The sequence below is a fragment of the Labilibaculum manganireducens genome (genome assembly GCF_963665805.2).
GTDB classification, from domain to species: Bacteria; Bacteroidota; Bacteroidia; order Bacteroidales; family Marinifilaceae; genus Labilibaculum; species Labilibaculum manganireducens.
The window spans coordinates 3,029,008-3,042,509 of sequence record NZ_CAXXEE010000003.1 but is presented as its reverse complement, the minus strand read 5'-3'; the positions used below and the strand labels follow the sequence as shown (position 1 = coordinate 3,042,509).

Below are 13,502 nucleotides of genomic sequence, written 5' to 3'. Positions count from 1 at the left end.
AAAATATATGAGTGAAGTGTCAAAAATATTTAGTAGGGAGTATAAAAAATTGAGTAAAGCGAATTGTTGAATAGCATTTTTTTTAGTATTCAAAGTTCTGCACGAAAATTCAATGACGATTTTGACTTATAAATCTGTTAAAGTTTGAAGAACTCTGGTCTTTTTTTTGAAACGAAAAAAAATGAAAATGAACTAATACAATGTCCTGACTTTTTGCCGGGATTTGTCTGAATATAATTTAGTTTCGAAATAAAGCCGGTGTTGCCGAAAATAAAAATTTTTGGAATTAAGCTAAATTCTGTTGTAACTTACAAAGGGAGTAGTGGCTTAATTATTAAAATTTCAGATTATGGCAGAAACGAAAAATAATCCAGCAAATGATTTATTGAAGAAAGAGATTCTAAATATTGCTTTGGAAATTTTTGTGCGGGATGGCTATTTCTCGACAACAGGTGCTATGATTGCCGGTGAAGTTGGTATTAGTGAGGAAAAGTTATTTTCTCATTTTGAAACGAAGGAGAATTTGCTTCACACAATTGTTGCTGAGGCAGTACATCTAATATTTGATGGAGTAGATCCAAATCAGGATGGTAAATTGCAGGAGGTTGAATTGCTGTTTTTTATTGACGATTATTTTGATTCTGTTGAAAAAAATCTTGATTTCTTTCGCCTTTTTTATTCTTTGAGACTTCAGCCCGGGGTGGTTGACCAGTACAAACATGAATTGCACGAAATCGTAAGTCCGAAATTAAATATAATTAGAAAATATTTTAGTAAAGAAGGTTCTGAAAACCCTAAGATGGAAACCCGATTTCTTGTCTCAATGTTGGATGGAATTGCTATGAATTTTGTTTTGGAGCCCGACGGTTATCCAATTGATGAGATGCAGCAAAAAGTCTTGAATATGTACATTAAAAAAAACGAATACGAAGATTAGATTTTATTCAATTTGAGATTATAAATAAAAAAGAATCCGGTTCATATCGTGAACCGGATTCTTTATGTTTTTGCAAATCTGCTAACGACAAATTGCCTTTAGTCAGGAATTTATAAATTATTTTAAACCGCGTTTGATTAACAAAGCATCAATATTTGGTTCTGCGCCTCTGAATCGTTTATACAATTCCATAGGATCTTCAGTACCACCTTTTGCTAAAACGTTATTACGGAAAGCTGCCGCAGTTTCTTTGTTGAATAAACCAGTTTCCTTAAACGCCTGAAAAGCATCCGAATCCAATACTCCAGCCCAGATGTAAGCGTAGTATCCTGAAGAGTATCCACCGCTAAAAATGTGAGCAAAGTAAGTAGAACGATATCTTGAATAGATTTCAGGAATCAAGCCAATTGATTTTAGATAATCATCTTCAAATTTTGGAACATCGATATCCTGAACTTCAGATAATGTATGATATTTCATATCCAACAACGAAGCAGCAAGGTATTCAACAGTAGCAAATCCTTGATTAAATTTACCGGCATCCTGAACTTTTTTAACCAATTCAACAGGAATTACTTCTCCGGTTTGGTAATGTTTGGCATACAATGCCAACATTTCAGGCTCTAAACACCAGTTTTCCATTACCTGCGATGGCAGTTCAACAAAATCGCGTGATACTGCAGTACCAGAAAGAGTGTTGTATTTGCATCTTGAAAGGAATCCGTGCAAAGCGTGGCCAAATTCGTGGAATAAAGTTTCCACTTCATCAACACTTAGCAAAGCTGGCTGATCGCCTACAGGCTTGGTAAAGTTACATACGTTACAGATAATTGGAGTGATTGCATTTTCTGTTTGCCAACCCGATTGTTTGCGGAAGCTGTTCATCCATGCACCACCACGCTTCGAAGCTCTGGGGAAATAATCTAAATAGAAGATTCCAATATGAGTTCCATCTGCTTCCTGCAGTTCCCAGGTCTGAACATCCTTATTATATTTTGAGATGTCATTTCTTTCGATGAAATTGATTCCATAAAGGCGGTGAGCCAATTCGAAAGCACCGTCGCGAACGTTATTAATTTCGAAGTATGGACGAAGTTCAGACTCATCTAAATTGTATTTCGCTTTCTTTACTTTTTCAGCATAGTACCACCAGTCGTAAGATGCTAGTTTGAATTTACCACCTTCTTTGTCAATCACTTTTTGCATTTCAGCAGCTTCCAGTTTTGCATTTGGAAGAGCAGCATCCCATAGTTTATTCAATAATTCGAATACTTTCTCAGGAGTTTTTGCCATATTCTCGGCAAGAATATAATCTGCATGACTTTTAAATCCAAATAATTGAGCTCTTTCTACTCGTAGGTTAGCAATTTCTGACAATACTTTTTTGTTGTCGAACTCATTGTCGTTATTACAACGGTTCACATAACCCATGTAGATTTTTTTTCTTAGATCGCGGTTATCTGCGTACTGAAGAAAAGGAAGCATACTTGGCTTGTCTAAAGTGAAAGCCCATTTTCCTTCTTCTCCTTTTGCAGTTGCAGTTTCAGCGGCAGCCGCTTTAACAGATTCCGGAAGACCAGCTAAATCATCTTCATTATCAATAAGCAATACAAATGCATTGTTTTCTGCCAATTGGTTCTCTCCAAACTGCAGAGTTAATAATGATAATTTTTCATCGATAGTACGAAGTTTTGCTTTTTTACCGGCATCTAAATCGGCACCACCACGAACAAAACCTTTGTACGTTTTCTCAAGAAGAGTATTTGCTTCAACGTCTAAGTTTAATTCATTTTTTTGTTCATAAACAGCTTTAACTCTTTTAAACAAATTTTCGTTGAGGTCAATATCCGCACCATATTTTGTCAATTCAGGAGCCAATCTTTTCGAAAGAGCCTGAATAGAATCATTGGTATCCGAACCCGAAAGATTAAAAAATACATTGCTGACTTTAGTCAACAATTGTCCGGCTTTATCCATTGCTTCGATCGTATTTTCGAAAGTTGGTGCTTCAGTATTGTTGGCAATAGCATCAATTTCTGCACGACCTTGCTTCATGCCTTCCATGAAAGCCGGCTCGAAGTGCTCAAATTTAATTAAATCAAATGGAGCTGTTTGGTGAGGAGTGTTGTAGTCTGCAAAAAACGGATTTTCAGTCTTTTGCTCACTTTTGTTACTATTGCAGGCGGTTAAACCGATACCTGCAACAAGTACATAAAGAAAAGTCTTTTTCACGTTGTTAGGTTTAGTATTAGTACTTATAGAATGTTTGCCTGCCAAATTAGTAAAATCTGACTGGTTTTCCTTATGATTTGTTTAGTTTTCGCAGCATACTTGTTGCAATTTAGAATTAAAATGTTTGGAATGTGAAATGAATAAGGGTAGGTTTTATCCTTTGGATATTGGGAGATAGAAAATCAGGTTTAAACTAATTTTTTCCTGCAATTTTTTTTATTTGAATTCATTTTTTGCTTTCCGGATTCCCGGTTTGCACTCTTTGGTGAAAAGCTTAAGTAAAATGCGATCCATAAAACGAATAACACAAACGAAGTTGAAGTGAATTTGTTTAAATAGAATCCTTTTATTGAGAAAATAATCGCATTTTGAGGATCTTCTTGTAAGTGAAGAATCTGAAATTTTTTTCCAATAGGATATTCAACATTCTCAGGACCTTTTAAGGTAAATTGCTTTTGATTGGCTTCGTAGGCAATAACGGAATAAAAAGAGAGTAACATGCCGCTATTTTCTTCTACTGTTTTTACTACAATACCTTCTGTTTTCTCCCCATATACCATAAGTTTCCAATTTGCATAAATGGGAATCAGTAATATTAAAATTGTAATAATAAGAAACCTTGATCCGGAAATCTTCATTGCATGGAGCTATTTATTATCACTAAATATAAGGAAAATTGAACAAAAAAAGAGACTGCCTTTTAATAAGAAAAACAGTCTCTTTTTGTTGTATACTTTTAATCCTTATTCAGGATAATTCAAATTCTCGTCAGTAAGATGCTCCAAAACCTCAGTTTTGAATTTGTTTGATTCCCATTTGGCCATTGGTAAATCGTGGCTCATGTAATTTCCACATTCTATTTTGTTTGTTCCTGGAATTTCGCCGTTAAAATCAGCCATAAAATCGAACATTTCCTGAGTTACTTTTACGATATCTTTCGATTCCAAATCGCCGTTGAAAATTGCATAAAAGCCGGTACGACATCCCATTGGGCCAAAATAAATTGTGCGGTCTGCCCATTCTTTATGGTTTCTTAAAAAGGTAGCACCCAAATGCTCCATGGTGTGCATTGCAGGAATATCCATTGCCGGTTCCTGATTCGGCAATTTGGTTCTTATATCGAAACTTGTTAATGTCTCTGCTCCAACTTTATCCTTACGGGATACATAAATCCCTCTTTTCAATTTATTGTGGTCTACTGTAAAGCTCTGTATTTTTTCCATTTTTTCTTTTTTTATTTCTGATTTCCTAACTCACGTACCATTTCTGTCACCATTTTGGCTGAATTTACCGCAGCTATTTCAACAAATTCCTGATATTCCATTGCATTCTCTTGTCCTGCAATATCCGAAATAGATCGGATAACCACAAATGGAATATCGAACTGGTAACAGGTTTGTGCAATTGCGGCACCTTCCATTTCAACAGCTTCGGCGGCAGGGAATAAAGTTTTTATCTTGTTGGTTGCTTCGGCATTATTCATGAACTGATCACCAGTTAGAATAGTTGCCTTTTTTGTCTGTAAATCGGTTAATTGGTGAACCGATTTATCGGCCAAAGAGATTAATTTCTCATTGGCAGCAAAACTTGCCGGCATTCCGGGAACTTGTCCTGTTTTATAACCAAAAATAGTGCAATCCATATCATGATGAATAACCTCTTCGGATATTACAATATCGCCAACTTTTAAATCACCGGGAAAACCTCCAGCAGCACCTGTATTAATTACATAATCAGGCTTAAAGTTGTCGATGAGTAAAGTGGTTCCGATAGCTGCATTTACTTTTCCAATTCCCGATTGAAGCAAAACAATTTCAACATTGTTTAAAGTACCCGTATAGAAAACAAAGGAGCCCTTTTTTTGTTCTTTTCTGTTGGACAATTGATCACGAAGTTTAACTACTTCGACTTCCATTGCGCCTATAATTCCAATTTTCATTTTTTGCGTATCAAGTAGTTTGTATCAAGTACAAAGATAATATTGCTGTTTTAAGTAAGTGGGCAAAGTTAAAAAACAATGCAGTTTTAAACGTATTAATCAGAATTTTATTGATCCGTTTTTCTCTTATCCGAAGATAGAACTGTGGATCTGATAGCTGAGAGATTGATATTTTTAATTAACTTCAACATTCAAATAAGAAAAAGTTATCGAATGACCTTAAAACAATTAAAATACGCTTTGGCCTTAGGCCGTTTGGGAAGTTATATAGGTGTTGCCAAATCGATGGGAGTATCGCAGCCGGCGGTTAGTTTGCAGATACAGGCCTTAGAGGATGAGTTGGGTATTATTCTTTTCGATCGGTCGACCAAAAATGTGGAACCGACCTTAAATGGAATTGCTTTTTTGGAAAAAGCACAATCTTTGGTGACAGAATCGAAGCAATTGGAAGATTTTGCCATTCAATTGTCTGAAGAGATTCAGGGAGAGGTTTGCCTGGGTATTATTCCAACCTTATCGCCATTTCTTGTGCCTTTATTTATCGATGAGTTGAATAAAAAGTATCCCAGGATTAAAATAAAGATTCAGGAGGCAATCACCGAAAATATTTTGCAGGGAATTAAAACCGGAATTTTTCATGCCGGAATTATCTCAACACCAATAGAATTAAAGAGTAATCTTGATTTGGTTCCTTTATTTTACGAGCAGTTTTATTTGTATGTGTCGGATAAACATGAGTTGTATTCACAGGATAAAATAGACATTAGTAAATTGGATTTTTCGGATGTTTGGTTGCTTAAAGAAGGAAATTGTTTTATGGATCAGGTGACTAATATTTGCAGTGCCCGGCCCAATCAGAATGGAAATTTTATATATGAGAGTAACAATATCGACGCTTTACGTAGAATTGTGGAATATAAGGGAGGAATTACTTTCCTGCCTGAACTATCTACTTTAATGATTCCTTCGGAGCAGGAAGAAATGATTAAGGAGATAAAAGGGAAGAAGAAGGTAAGAGAAATAAGTATGGTTTCGTTAAAAACAGAGGTGAGACTTAATCTGTTGAATGCAATTAGTCAGGTGATTAAAGAGAGTGTGCCTTCGCAGATGCTAAGAGAGGAAGATAAGGAGATTGTTAAAACTAATTTTATAGAAAAATGATTGCTAAAACGATAAGAACACCTTATTATGCGGTAGTATTTTCATCGGTAAAAACTGGTGAAGATAATGCTTATGATGAAATGGCAGATTCTATGATGGAATTGGCGAAAAGACAACCAGGTTTTCTGGGTGCCGAATCGGCCAGAAATGAAGTTGGAATAACAGTTTCGTATTGGGAGAGTCTGGACGCCATTAAAAAATGGCAGGCGCATCCGGCACATCAAATTGCTCAGGAAAGAGGCAAAGAGAATTGGTACGAAAAATATGCTGTTCGAATCTGTAAGGTGGAATCGGATTATTTTTTCGAGAAATAGTGTTTTGGATTCATAAATGTAACCCAAATCCCTAAAGGGGATTTAGGGGTGAATGCTGTAAAAAGAGCCTTATTTCTTCGAAAATAAGCCTACTACCCAAATAAGAACAATAGCTCCTACTGTTGCAGATATTAGCAAACCAAAGAATCCATTTAAATGTATCCCAAAAATACCAAAGATTGTACCTCCTATAAAAGAACCAATAACACCTAAAATCAGGTTGATTATCATGCCATAACCACGACCTTTTAATAAAATGCTCGCAATCCATCCGGCTACAAGTCCAATTAGTAAAAAAATAAGATAGTTCATGTGTTGAGAATTAGTGCTTTATTAAATTACTAAAATTTCTTAAAACAAAAACAATCTTTTTATTGTTGATTACTCGTATTGCATTACAATGGATTTTTGAATGGATAAGAATAATTATTAACTTCATTTTTGCAATGAAAATGGAATATTCAAAGCTGAAATTTTATGGAAAATATGATAGAAACAAAGAGTCATCAGGATTTATTGGTGACTAAAACACCGATATTGAACCAAGGGAATCCGGAAGAAAAAAGAAAAGAGATTCTCAACTATTTTAGAAAGACATGGGAATTGGATGAACTCTTATACGATTGCTTAAACGGACAAGAGGCATTTTTACACCGGGCTGATCCATTGCGCCATCCTCTGGCTTTTTATTTTGGACATACAGCCACCTTTTTTGTAAATAAATTGATATTGGCAGGAATCATTACTGATAGATTGAATCCAAAATTTGAATCGATGTTTGCAGTTGGTGTTGACGAAATGTCGTGGGATGATTTGAATGACAAACATTACGAATGGCCAACTGCGCAGGAAACTCTGGCTTATCGTAATGAGGCAAAGAAGATGATTGAGAAGCTGATTTTAGAGCTTCCGCTGACAATTCCTATCAATTGGGAAAGTCAGTTTTGGGTAATAATGATGGGAATAGAGCATCAGCGAATTCATATCGAAACATCATCGGTATTGATTCGTCAGTTGCCTATCCATTTGGTAAAACCCAATTTGCTGTTTAAGATTTGTATGGAATGGGGAGATGCTCCGGTCAACGAATTGTTAAAAGTGAAATCGGGAAAGGTAAGAATAGGAAAAGGCAAGGACAATGCCCTGTATGGCTGGGACAATGAGTTTGGAGAATTCCAATCTAAAATTAAATCATTTCATGCATCGAAGTTTTTGGTTTCGAATGAGGAGTTTAAGGCTTTTGTTGACGATGATGGATACAAAACAGAAAAATGGTGGACGGAAGAAGGCTGGGGCTGGGTGACTTATAAAAAATGTGAGCATCCTTTGTGGTGGCTGAAAGAAGGAAGCGAATGGAAGCTTCGTACCATGCTCGAGATGATTGAAATGCCTTGGAATTGGCCTGTAGAAGTGAATTATCTGGAAGCAAAGGCTTTCTGTAACTGGAAATCTGCGAAGACAGGCAAAACTTTGCGCTTGCCAACCGAGGCGGAGTATTATCGTTTGCGCGATTCATTTAATATTGCAGATCAACCGGAATGGGAAATGGCTCCCGGAAATATAAATTTGGAGTACTATTCTTCTTCTTGTCCGGTGGATAAATTTGAAACTGGTGGTTTTTATGATGTAATTGGGAATGTGTGGCAATGGACAGAGATGCCTATTTCAGGTTTGGACGGTTTTGAGATTCATCCGTTTTACGATGATTTTTCGACGCCAACTTTCGATGCTAAACACAATCTGATTAAAGGTGGATCCTGGATATCAACAGGAAATCTGGCCATTCGTGATTCCCGTTATGCTTTTCGCCGTCATTTTTTTCAGCATGCAGGTTTTCGATACATTGAATCAGATCAGGAGGTGGAAATTGAAACGGATTACTATGAAACGGATAGTTTAGTATCGCAATATTGTGAATTCCAGTATGGAGAGGAATATTTTGGTGTGAAAGATTATTCCAAAGCTTGTCTTGCTCTTATCAAAGATCATTTAAAAGGCCTTACTAAAGGGAATGCATTGGATATTGGATGTGCAACGGGCAGAACGACTTTCGAGCTGGCGAAATATTTCGATAAGGTAACAGGTTTGGATTTTTCAGCTCGTTTTATTCGCATTGGAACCCAGTTGAAAGAAAGCGGAAAGTTAAAGTATATCCGACAGGAAGAAGGGAAACTAACGAGTCATCAGGAAATTAAATTGGTGGATCATGACTTGGGTTCCGTTCGTGACAGCGTAGAATTTTTTCAGGCTGATGCGTGCAATTTAAAACCCATTTATTCCGGATACGATTTGGTTTTTGCAGGCAATTTAATCGATAGATTGTACGATCCTATTAAGTTTTTGCAAGATATTCATATGAGGATTAATGATGGTGGAATTTTGGTTCTTACTTCACCCTATACTTGGCTCGAAGAATTTACCGAAGTTGATAAATGGGTAGGAGGATACCGAAAAGATGGTGAACCTTTTACATCATTCGATGGTTTAAAGAACATTTTGAGGGAACATTTCGATTTGTTGGATGAGCCCAGGGATGTTCCTTTTGTAATTCGTGAAACGTCACGGAAATTTCAGCATACCATAGCGCAGATGACGATTTGGAGGAAGAAATAATTCACAAAACAAAAGAGGGTGTCCAAAAAGTAATATTTTGTATCGGATTGTCATGTTGAACGGAAGTCGAAACATCTGTTTTTCAGAGTCAAAGATTCTTCGTCCCGATTCATCGGGATCAGAATGACAATGGAACTATACTTTTTGGACACCCTCTTTTTTGTTAGTTTCGGTTAAAATTGGAATGAAACACCAGCATTAAAACCAATCCATACAAACAATTTGTTTTTACTGCTTGTATGATCGTAGATCGTGTGTGGCATGTCTATTGTTCCATATTGTTCACCAACTTTCTTATTGGTTATGTAAGCATTAAGGGTAGGGCCGGCAAAGAGGGAACATTGAGGAGTAAAGTGAAAATGAAAATTGGTTTGCAATGTGTTTAAAAGATTTAATTCACTCCAGTCGTTATCGTATACCAATTGGTTTGATGTTGCTTCAAAGGATAGCTTGTATCTTTGCCCAATAGGGAGCAAGCTTCCAAATCCGGTGCCGTATTTAAAAAGATCTTTGCCCTTGTATCGATCAAATCCAACTGTAAATAGGGTATAGAAATGCTCAACACCCATTTTGTAGTTTAAATTAGCGTGAATAACATCATTGGTAGAAATTTCAAGCGCATAATAACCTCCTTTTACAATAGAGAAAAGGCCTATTGGGATGCCGCTTTCAAGGCTGTCAACAAGATTAAAAACACCTATTTGACTTCCTTTTAGGACTTTTGCATAGTTGAAAGCTCCTATTTGCACGCCATTTAATTTGTTTTTGGTGATGTTTGCCGTGGACAATTGAAATCCCTTGGCATTTTCTTTTGTGATATTAGCAACACCGGATATCATTACTCCATTTGAATTCCTGGAATTAATATTGCCGACACCAGAAAGCTGAAATCCTTTTACATCATCAGTTATCAGGTTAGCGACTCCGGAAATTATACAACCATCTGATATGTTTTTGGTAATATTCGTAACTCCGGCAAGTTGAAATCCAGTCGTTTTTCCTTTGTTGTAATTTGCTAAGCCACCAATTTCCATTTTATTTACACCACCATTAATTCCTATCAGTAAGTTAAAGGAATAATCGTTGATGTATTTGATTGAGTTTGTTCCATTGGTTCCGATAGGAGAAACAAAACCAGCTTGATATTTTGTGTGGTTTTGGGCAATAACCGGGCTTATTAAGCTCAGTATCATGCATGCTAATGCAATTCTTACTTTTGTCATTTCTATAAATTTGATTTTATGATCTTATAGAAGGAAGACAATTGTAGTTGGAGATACCCCTATTTAAAATTTCAAAAAATTGATCTTAGGAAAGAAGATAAGAAGAATGCAGAAGTGCATCCATATCCTTTCATGCTCTTTGTGTTGAATCTGATTATAAATGTTTAAAATCTAAGGCCGAATTGCCAGCCAAACCAATACTGACCTTTCTTGGTATTTACAGACTTATCTAAATAGTAATTTCCAAAAAAGAGATTGTTTTTATTGGATAAATTGGTTTTGTTAAGCTCTTTTTGTTCCTTATACGGACTACAAAAATTGAAAGATGGTCCGGTGCATATAGTGATATTTTTGTTCAGTTTAAAATTAAGGCCAAGCTGAGCCCGGTACAGATCACCAGCAAAAGCATCATAGTCAGAATCAGTGTTAAAAAGGGAAGAACCAGACACATCCAAGTTGATTGAAAATTTGCGTTTGGGATTGCTTGTGCAGCCAATACCATAAGCAATGTTAAGATATTTACCCGCTCCAATTCTTAGAAAGCTGTAAAGATTTTTGCCACCCGTTTTGTAGGCTGCATTAAAGTAAAACGACTCATCTGTTGAAAGTTCCCATTTGTGATAGCCGTTTTTAATGATATTCACCAATCCAATCGGAAAACCATTTTCAATAGTGTCGGCAAAATTGATGAGACCAATTTGTATGCCCCGCAACTTGTCGGTTTGATTGTAGATTCCAGATATTTGCACCCCGTTGGTTGTTCCTCTCACCAGATTAATTGCCCCCGAAATTTGAAGACCATCTACCGAGTTTGCTTGATTGTAGACACCACCGACCTGCAGATTAATTCGCTCACCACCATGCAGATTAATTCCTCCGCTGATTTGTCCGTTCCAACCTCTATAGGGGATGCTGTCCAATGATTTTGCAGCAGCAGAATTTATGGCTCCACCTATTTGAAGGCCTTTTATATCGCCTTTTACTCTGTTAATTGCTCCAGCTATTTGAACTCCATCCATGTTTCCCAAATTTGTATTGACAACACCGGAAGCCTGAACACCATGTACATCTTCACCCACCACGTTCGCAACGCCGGAAATTTGGACACCATTCATTTCCTGCCGGATGATATTGGCTACGCTTCCAATTTCGAACCCCTCAATATTTGCCGAATATCCCGCGATAATATTCATAGATAATTTGTTTGTAACCAGTCCATTTGTTAATTGATTGGTTCCCCAGGAGGGAATAAATGATACCTGAATAAACCGTACTTCTCTCACATTGAGGTTGTTGGAAATATAGAGTGCTTTGTTCGTCACCATAAGGTTGACAAAACCAATATCCTGTAACTCTTTATTGGTATAGGCCCAATTAATTGCTTTGGTTCTGGAATGTAAGTTTTGGGCAAAAGCAGGTTCTGTTTTAAAGATACTTTGTGCCTGCCATGGTTTAAGAACAATATTTAGCTGCTGTTTTTTACCAGCCTGAACATAAACAATGGTGTCTTTGTACCCTTTGCAGCTAAAGTTGATACCAGAATTTTGATTGCCTTCTAAATGCAACAGGTATTTTCCGTTCGGATTGGTAATGAATGAAGCTTGCCGATTCACCTCATAAACAATTGCATTTTCGAGTGGATTTCCGTTTGAATTTGTAATCACACCAGATAAAACCCACATGGTATTGCTCAAACCAGCCTTATTTTTTGATTGTAAGATAACATGCGAACCGATCACTTTATAGGTCAATCTTCCTTTAAAGAGCTCATCCAATATTTCTTCGAGAGACTGATGCTTGCCCTTAATCGAAATCATTTTACTTGGGTCGAGTAACATTGCATCGTATGAGAAGTTAAAGCCTCCAAGTTTCTCTAGAATAAACATTGTAGTTTCAGTACTTTGATTTGTAACTTCCAGGTTGATCTTCTTTTCCAGAAAGTTTTGAGCCTGTATCTTCATGGTGCAGAGAATACAGGCTATTGTTATTGATAGAATCAGGGCAATTTTATTCATTCTTTTTCGGGTCTGATATAGTAAATGTGTTTTTTTTTCTGCTGTAAGTTAAGTTAAATGTCTTTGAGATAACTTTAATCACATTTTCAGCATCTTCATCAATGAATGAAGAAGAGTAGTAAAGATTGTTTATTTCAGGATTGTCTGAATTTATAGTGATGTGATAACAGGATTCAAGTACTTTGAATACTTCTTTTAATGGTTTATTTCTGAAGGACAATCTTTTATCAACCCAGAAAAAAGCCGAAGAATTGCTTGTCAATCTTATAATTGTATCTTGTTGGTTCGAAATTAAGCCTCCTTCGTTATTGGTTAAAATCATGTGCAAGGTATCGGTTTGGGTTTTATTCGGGCGGAAGAGTTCTACTTTACCGGAATTCACATCCACAGCAATATCTCCGTTTTCTTTCATCTTCACCTGAAAGCTTGTCCCCAACACCTTAACGCCTCCAATACCTGCATTAACAATAAATGGCCTAAGTGTATCTCTTTTCACAGTAAAGAATGCATCACCTTGCAAATTTACAATGCGTTGCCTGGTTTTTGATGCGTGGTAGCTAATGTGAGCGAACTTATTCAAATAAATTTTTGATCCATCAGGTAAACTATCCTGAATGGTAGATTGGCTGGTGTTGGTCAGTAAGAATTCTTCTGTTTGAGTTTTATTATCGGAATACCAATTGAAAATACCAAAAAGAACAAGAATGAATGCTGCTGCAGAGCTGATTAAAGCAATTCTAAATCGGGAAAACCGTTGAATAGACGGAGAGAGGGTTTTTTCATGCTGATTTAACCGAAAAGATAGCTTTGTCCATGCTGATTTTTTATTAACCGAAATTGGATGAGGATTTAATTTGCCGCTTTCCAGCCAAATTTGTTCCAATTGATCTAAATGTCTGCGGTTTTCGTGCTTTTCTTCCAGCCAACGAATAACCACGCTTTGCTCTTCCGTGTTGGTTTCACCCAAAAGGAATTTGGCAAGGAATGCATCACTAATATGTAGGTTATCGTTTTTCATGCACAATTAATTTCTCTTAATAGGGGTATCGCTTTTATTTGGTGTATTGT

At 36.5% G+C, this 13,502-nt stretch carries 12 protein-coding genes; 4 read left to right on the top strand and 8 right to left on the bottom strand.

Features of this window, described 5'->3' with window-relative positions:
• Positions 1-349 precede the first annotated feature (349 nt).
• Positions 350-937: a TetR/AcrR family transcriptional regulator gene (locus ACHZAX_RS11815; RefSeq protein ID WP_101307935.1), complete on the top strand. Its 588-nt coding sequence runs from the start codon at positions 350-352 to the stop codon at positions 935-937.
• A 117-nt stretch (positions 938-1,054) separates the two neighbouring features.
• Here ACHZAX_RS11815 and ACHZAX_RS11810 read toward each other — a convergent pair whose 3' ends face one another.
• The 4 genes from ACHZAX_RS11810 to mtnN all read right to left on the bottom strand — a co-directional run bounded on the left by ACHZAX_RS11810 (position 1,055) and on the right by mtnN (position 5,108).
• On the bottom strand, positions 1,055-3,169 hold the full coding sequence (locus ACHZAX_RS11810) for a M3 family metallopeptidase (protein ID WP_320019260.1): 2,115 nt from the start codon (positions 3,167-3,169) through the stop codon (positions 1,055-1,057).
• Positions 3,170-3,357: 188 nt separating this feature from the next.
• Positions 3,358-3,807 carry a hypothetical protein gene (locus ACHZAX_RS11805; protein WP_320019259.1) on the bottom strand — a complete coding sequence of 150 codons (450 nt, stop codon included), beginning with the start codon at positions 3,805-3,807 and terminating at the stop codon, positions 3,358-3,360.
• A gap of 105 nt (positions 3,808-3,912) precedes the next feature.
• A complete protein-coding gene (locus tag ACHZAX_RS11800; RefSeq protein ID WP_101307932.1) occupies positions 3,913-4,392 on the bottom strand; it encodes an S-ribosylhomocysteine lyase in 480 nt (159 codons plus the stop codon).
• An 11-nt stretch (positions 4,393-4,403) separates the two neighbouring features.
• Positions 4,404-5,108 (bottom strand): 5'-methylthioadenosine/S-adenosylhomocysteine nucleosidase, encoded by a 705-nt coding sequence (gene mtnN, locus ACHZAX_RS11795; protein WP_320019258.1) that lies wholly within the window; start codon positions 5,106-5,108, stop codon positions 4,404-4,406.
• Between the two features lie 213 nt (positions 5,109-5,321).
• Here mtnN and ACHZAX_RS11790 point away from each other — a divergent pair, with 213 nt between their 5' ends.
• A complete protein-coding gene (locus ACHZAX_RS11790; protein WP_101307930.1) occupies positions 5,322-6,269 on the top strand; it encodes a hydrogen peroxide-inducible genes activator in 948 nt (315 codons plus the stop codon).
• Entirely contained in the window at positions 6,266-6,583 is a 318-nt protein-coding gene (locus tag ACHZAX_RS11785; protein WP_320019257.1) for an antibiotic biosynthesis monooxygenase family protein, read from the top strand. The genes ACHZAX_RS11790 and ACHZAX_RS11785 overlap by 4 nt, the downstream gene beginning before the upstream one ends.
• A gap of 69 nt (positions 6,584-6,652) precedes the next feature.
• On the opposite strand, the gene ACHZAX_RS11780 is transcribed toward ACHZAX_RS11785, so the two are convergent.
• Complete coding sequence (locus ACHZAX_RS11780) at positions 6,653-6,895, bottom strand: GlsB/YeaQ/YmgE family stress response membrane protein (protein ID WP_101307928.1); 243 nt, start codon at positions 6,893-6,895, stop codon at positions 6,653-6,655.
• 165 nt (positions 6,896-7,060) lie between these two features.
• Here ACHZAX_RS11780 and ovoA point away from each other — a divergent pair, with 165 nt between their 5' ends.
• Complete coding sequence (gene ovoA / locus ACHZAX_RS11775; RefSeq protein ID WP_320019256.1) at positions 7,061-9,196, top strand: 5-histidylcysteine sulfoxide synthase; 2,136 nt, start codon at positions 7,061-7,063, stop codon at positions 9,194-9,196.
• 173 nt (positions 9,197-9,369) lie between these two features.
• On the opposite strand, the gene ACHZAX_RS11770 is transcribed toward ovoA, so the two are convergent.
• From ACHZAX_RS11770 to ACHZAX_RS11760, 3 genes are all read right to left on the bottom strand, one after another.
• The gene (locus tag ACHZAX_RS11770) at positions 9,370-10,419 is read right to left on the bottom strand and encodes an LA_2272 family surface repeat-containing protein (RefSeq protein ID WP_320019255.1); all 1,050 of its coding nucleotides are present in this window, start codon (positions 10,417-10,419) and stop codon (positions 9,370-9,372) included.
• A gap of 164 nt (positions 10,420-10,583) precedes the next feature.
• Complete coding sequence (locus tag ACHZAX_RS11765; RefSeq protein ID WP_320019254.1) at positions 10,584-12,434, bottom strand: carboxypeptidase-like regulatory domain-containing protein; 1,851 nt, start codon at positions 12,432-12,434, stop codon at positions 10,584-10,586.
• On the bottom strand, positions 12,427-13,452 hold the full coding sequence (locus tag ACHZAX_RS11760) for a FecR family protein (protein WP_320019253.1): 1,026 nt from the start codon (positions 13,450-13,452) through the stop codon (positions 12,427-12,429). Before ACHZAX_RS11760 ends, ACHZAX_RS11765 begins: the two co-directional genes overlap by 8 nt.
• Between the last annotated feature and the right edge of the window lie 50 nt (positions 13,453-13,502).

Coding starts and splice junctions, on each gene's coding strand:
- ACHZAX_RS11790 (WP_101307930.1), top strand. CDS start 5,322: ATGACCTTAAAACAATTAAAATACGCTTTGGCCTTAGGCCGTTTGGGA.
- ACHZAX_RS11800 (WP_101307932.1), bottom strand. CDS start 4,392: ATGGAAAAAATACAGAGCTTTACAGTAGACCACAATAAATTGAAAAGA.
- ACHZAX_RS11760 (WP_320019253.1), bottom strand. CDS start 13,452: ATGAAAAACGATAACCTACATATTAGTGATGCATTCCTTGCCAAATTC.
- ACHZAX_RS11765 (WP_320019254.1), bottom strand. CDS start 12,434: ATGAATAAAATTGCCCTGATTCTATCAATAACAATAGCCTGTATTCTC.
- mtnN (WP_320019258.1), bottom strand. CDS start 5,108: ATGAAAATTGGAATTATAGGCGCAATGGAAGTCGAAGTAGTTAAACTT.
- ovoA (WP_320019256.1), top strand. CDS start 7,061: ATGGAAAATATGATAGAAACAAAGAGTCATCAGGATTTATTGGTGACT.
- ACHZAX_RS11770 (WP_320019255.1), bottom strand. CDS start 10,419: ATGACAAAAGTAAGAATTGCATTAGCATGCATGATACTGAGCTTAATA.
- ACHZAX_RS11815 (WP_101307935.1), top strand. CDS start 350: ATGGCAGAAACGAAAAATAATCCAGCAAATGATTTATTGAAGAAAGAG.
- ACHZAX_RS11805 (WP_320019259.1), bottom strand. CDS start 3,807: ATGAAGATTTCCGGATCAAGGTTTCTTATTATTACAATTTTAATATTA.
- ACHZAX_RS11785 (WP_320019257.1), top strand. CDS start 6,266: ATGATTGCTAAAACGATAAGAACACCTTATTATGCGGTAGTATTTTCA.
- ACHZAX_RS11780 (WP_101307928.1), bottom strand. CDS start 6,895: ATGAACTATCTTATTTTTTTACTAATTGGACTTGTAGCCGGATGGATT.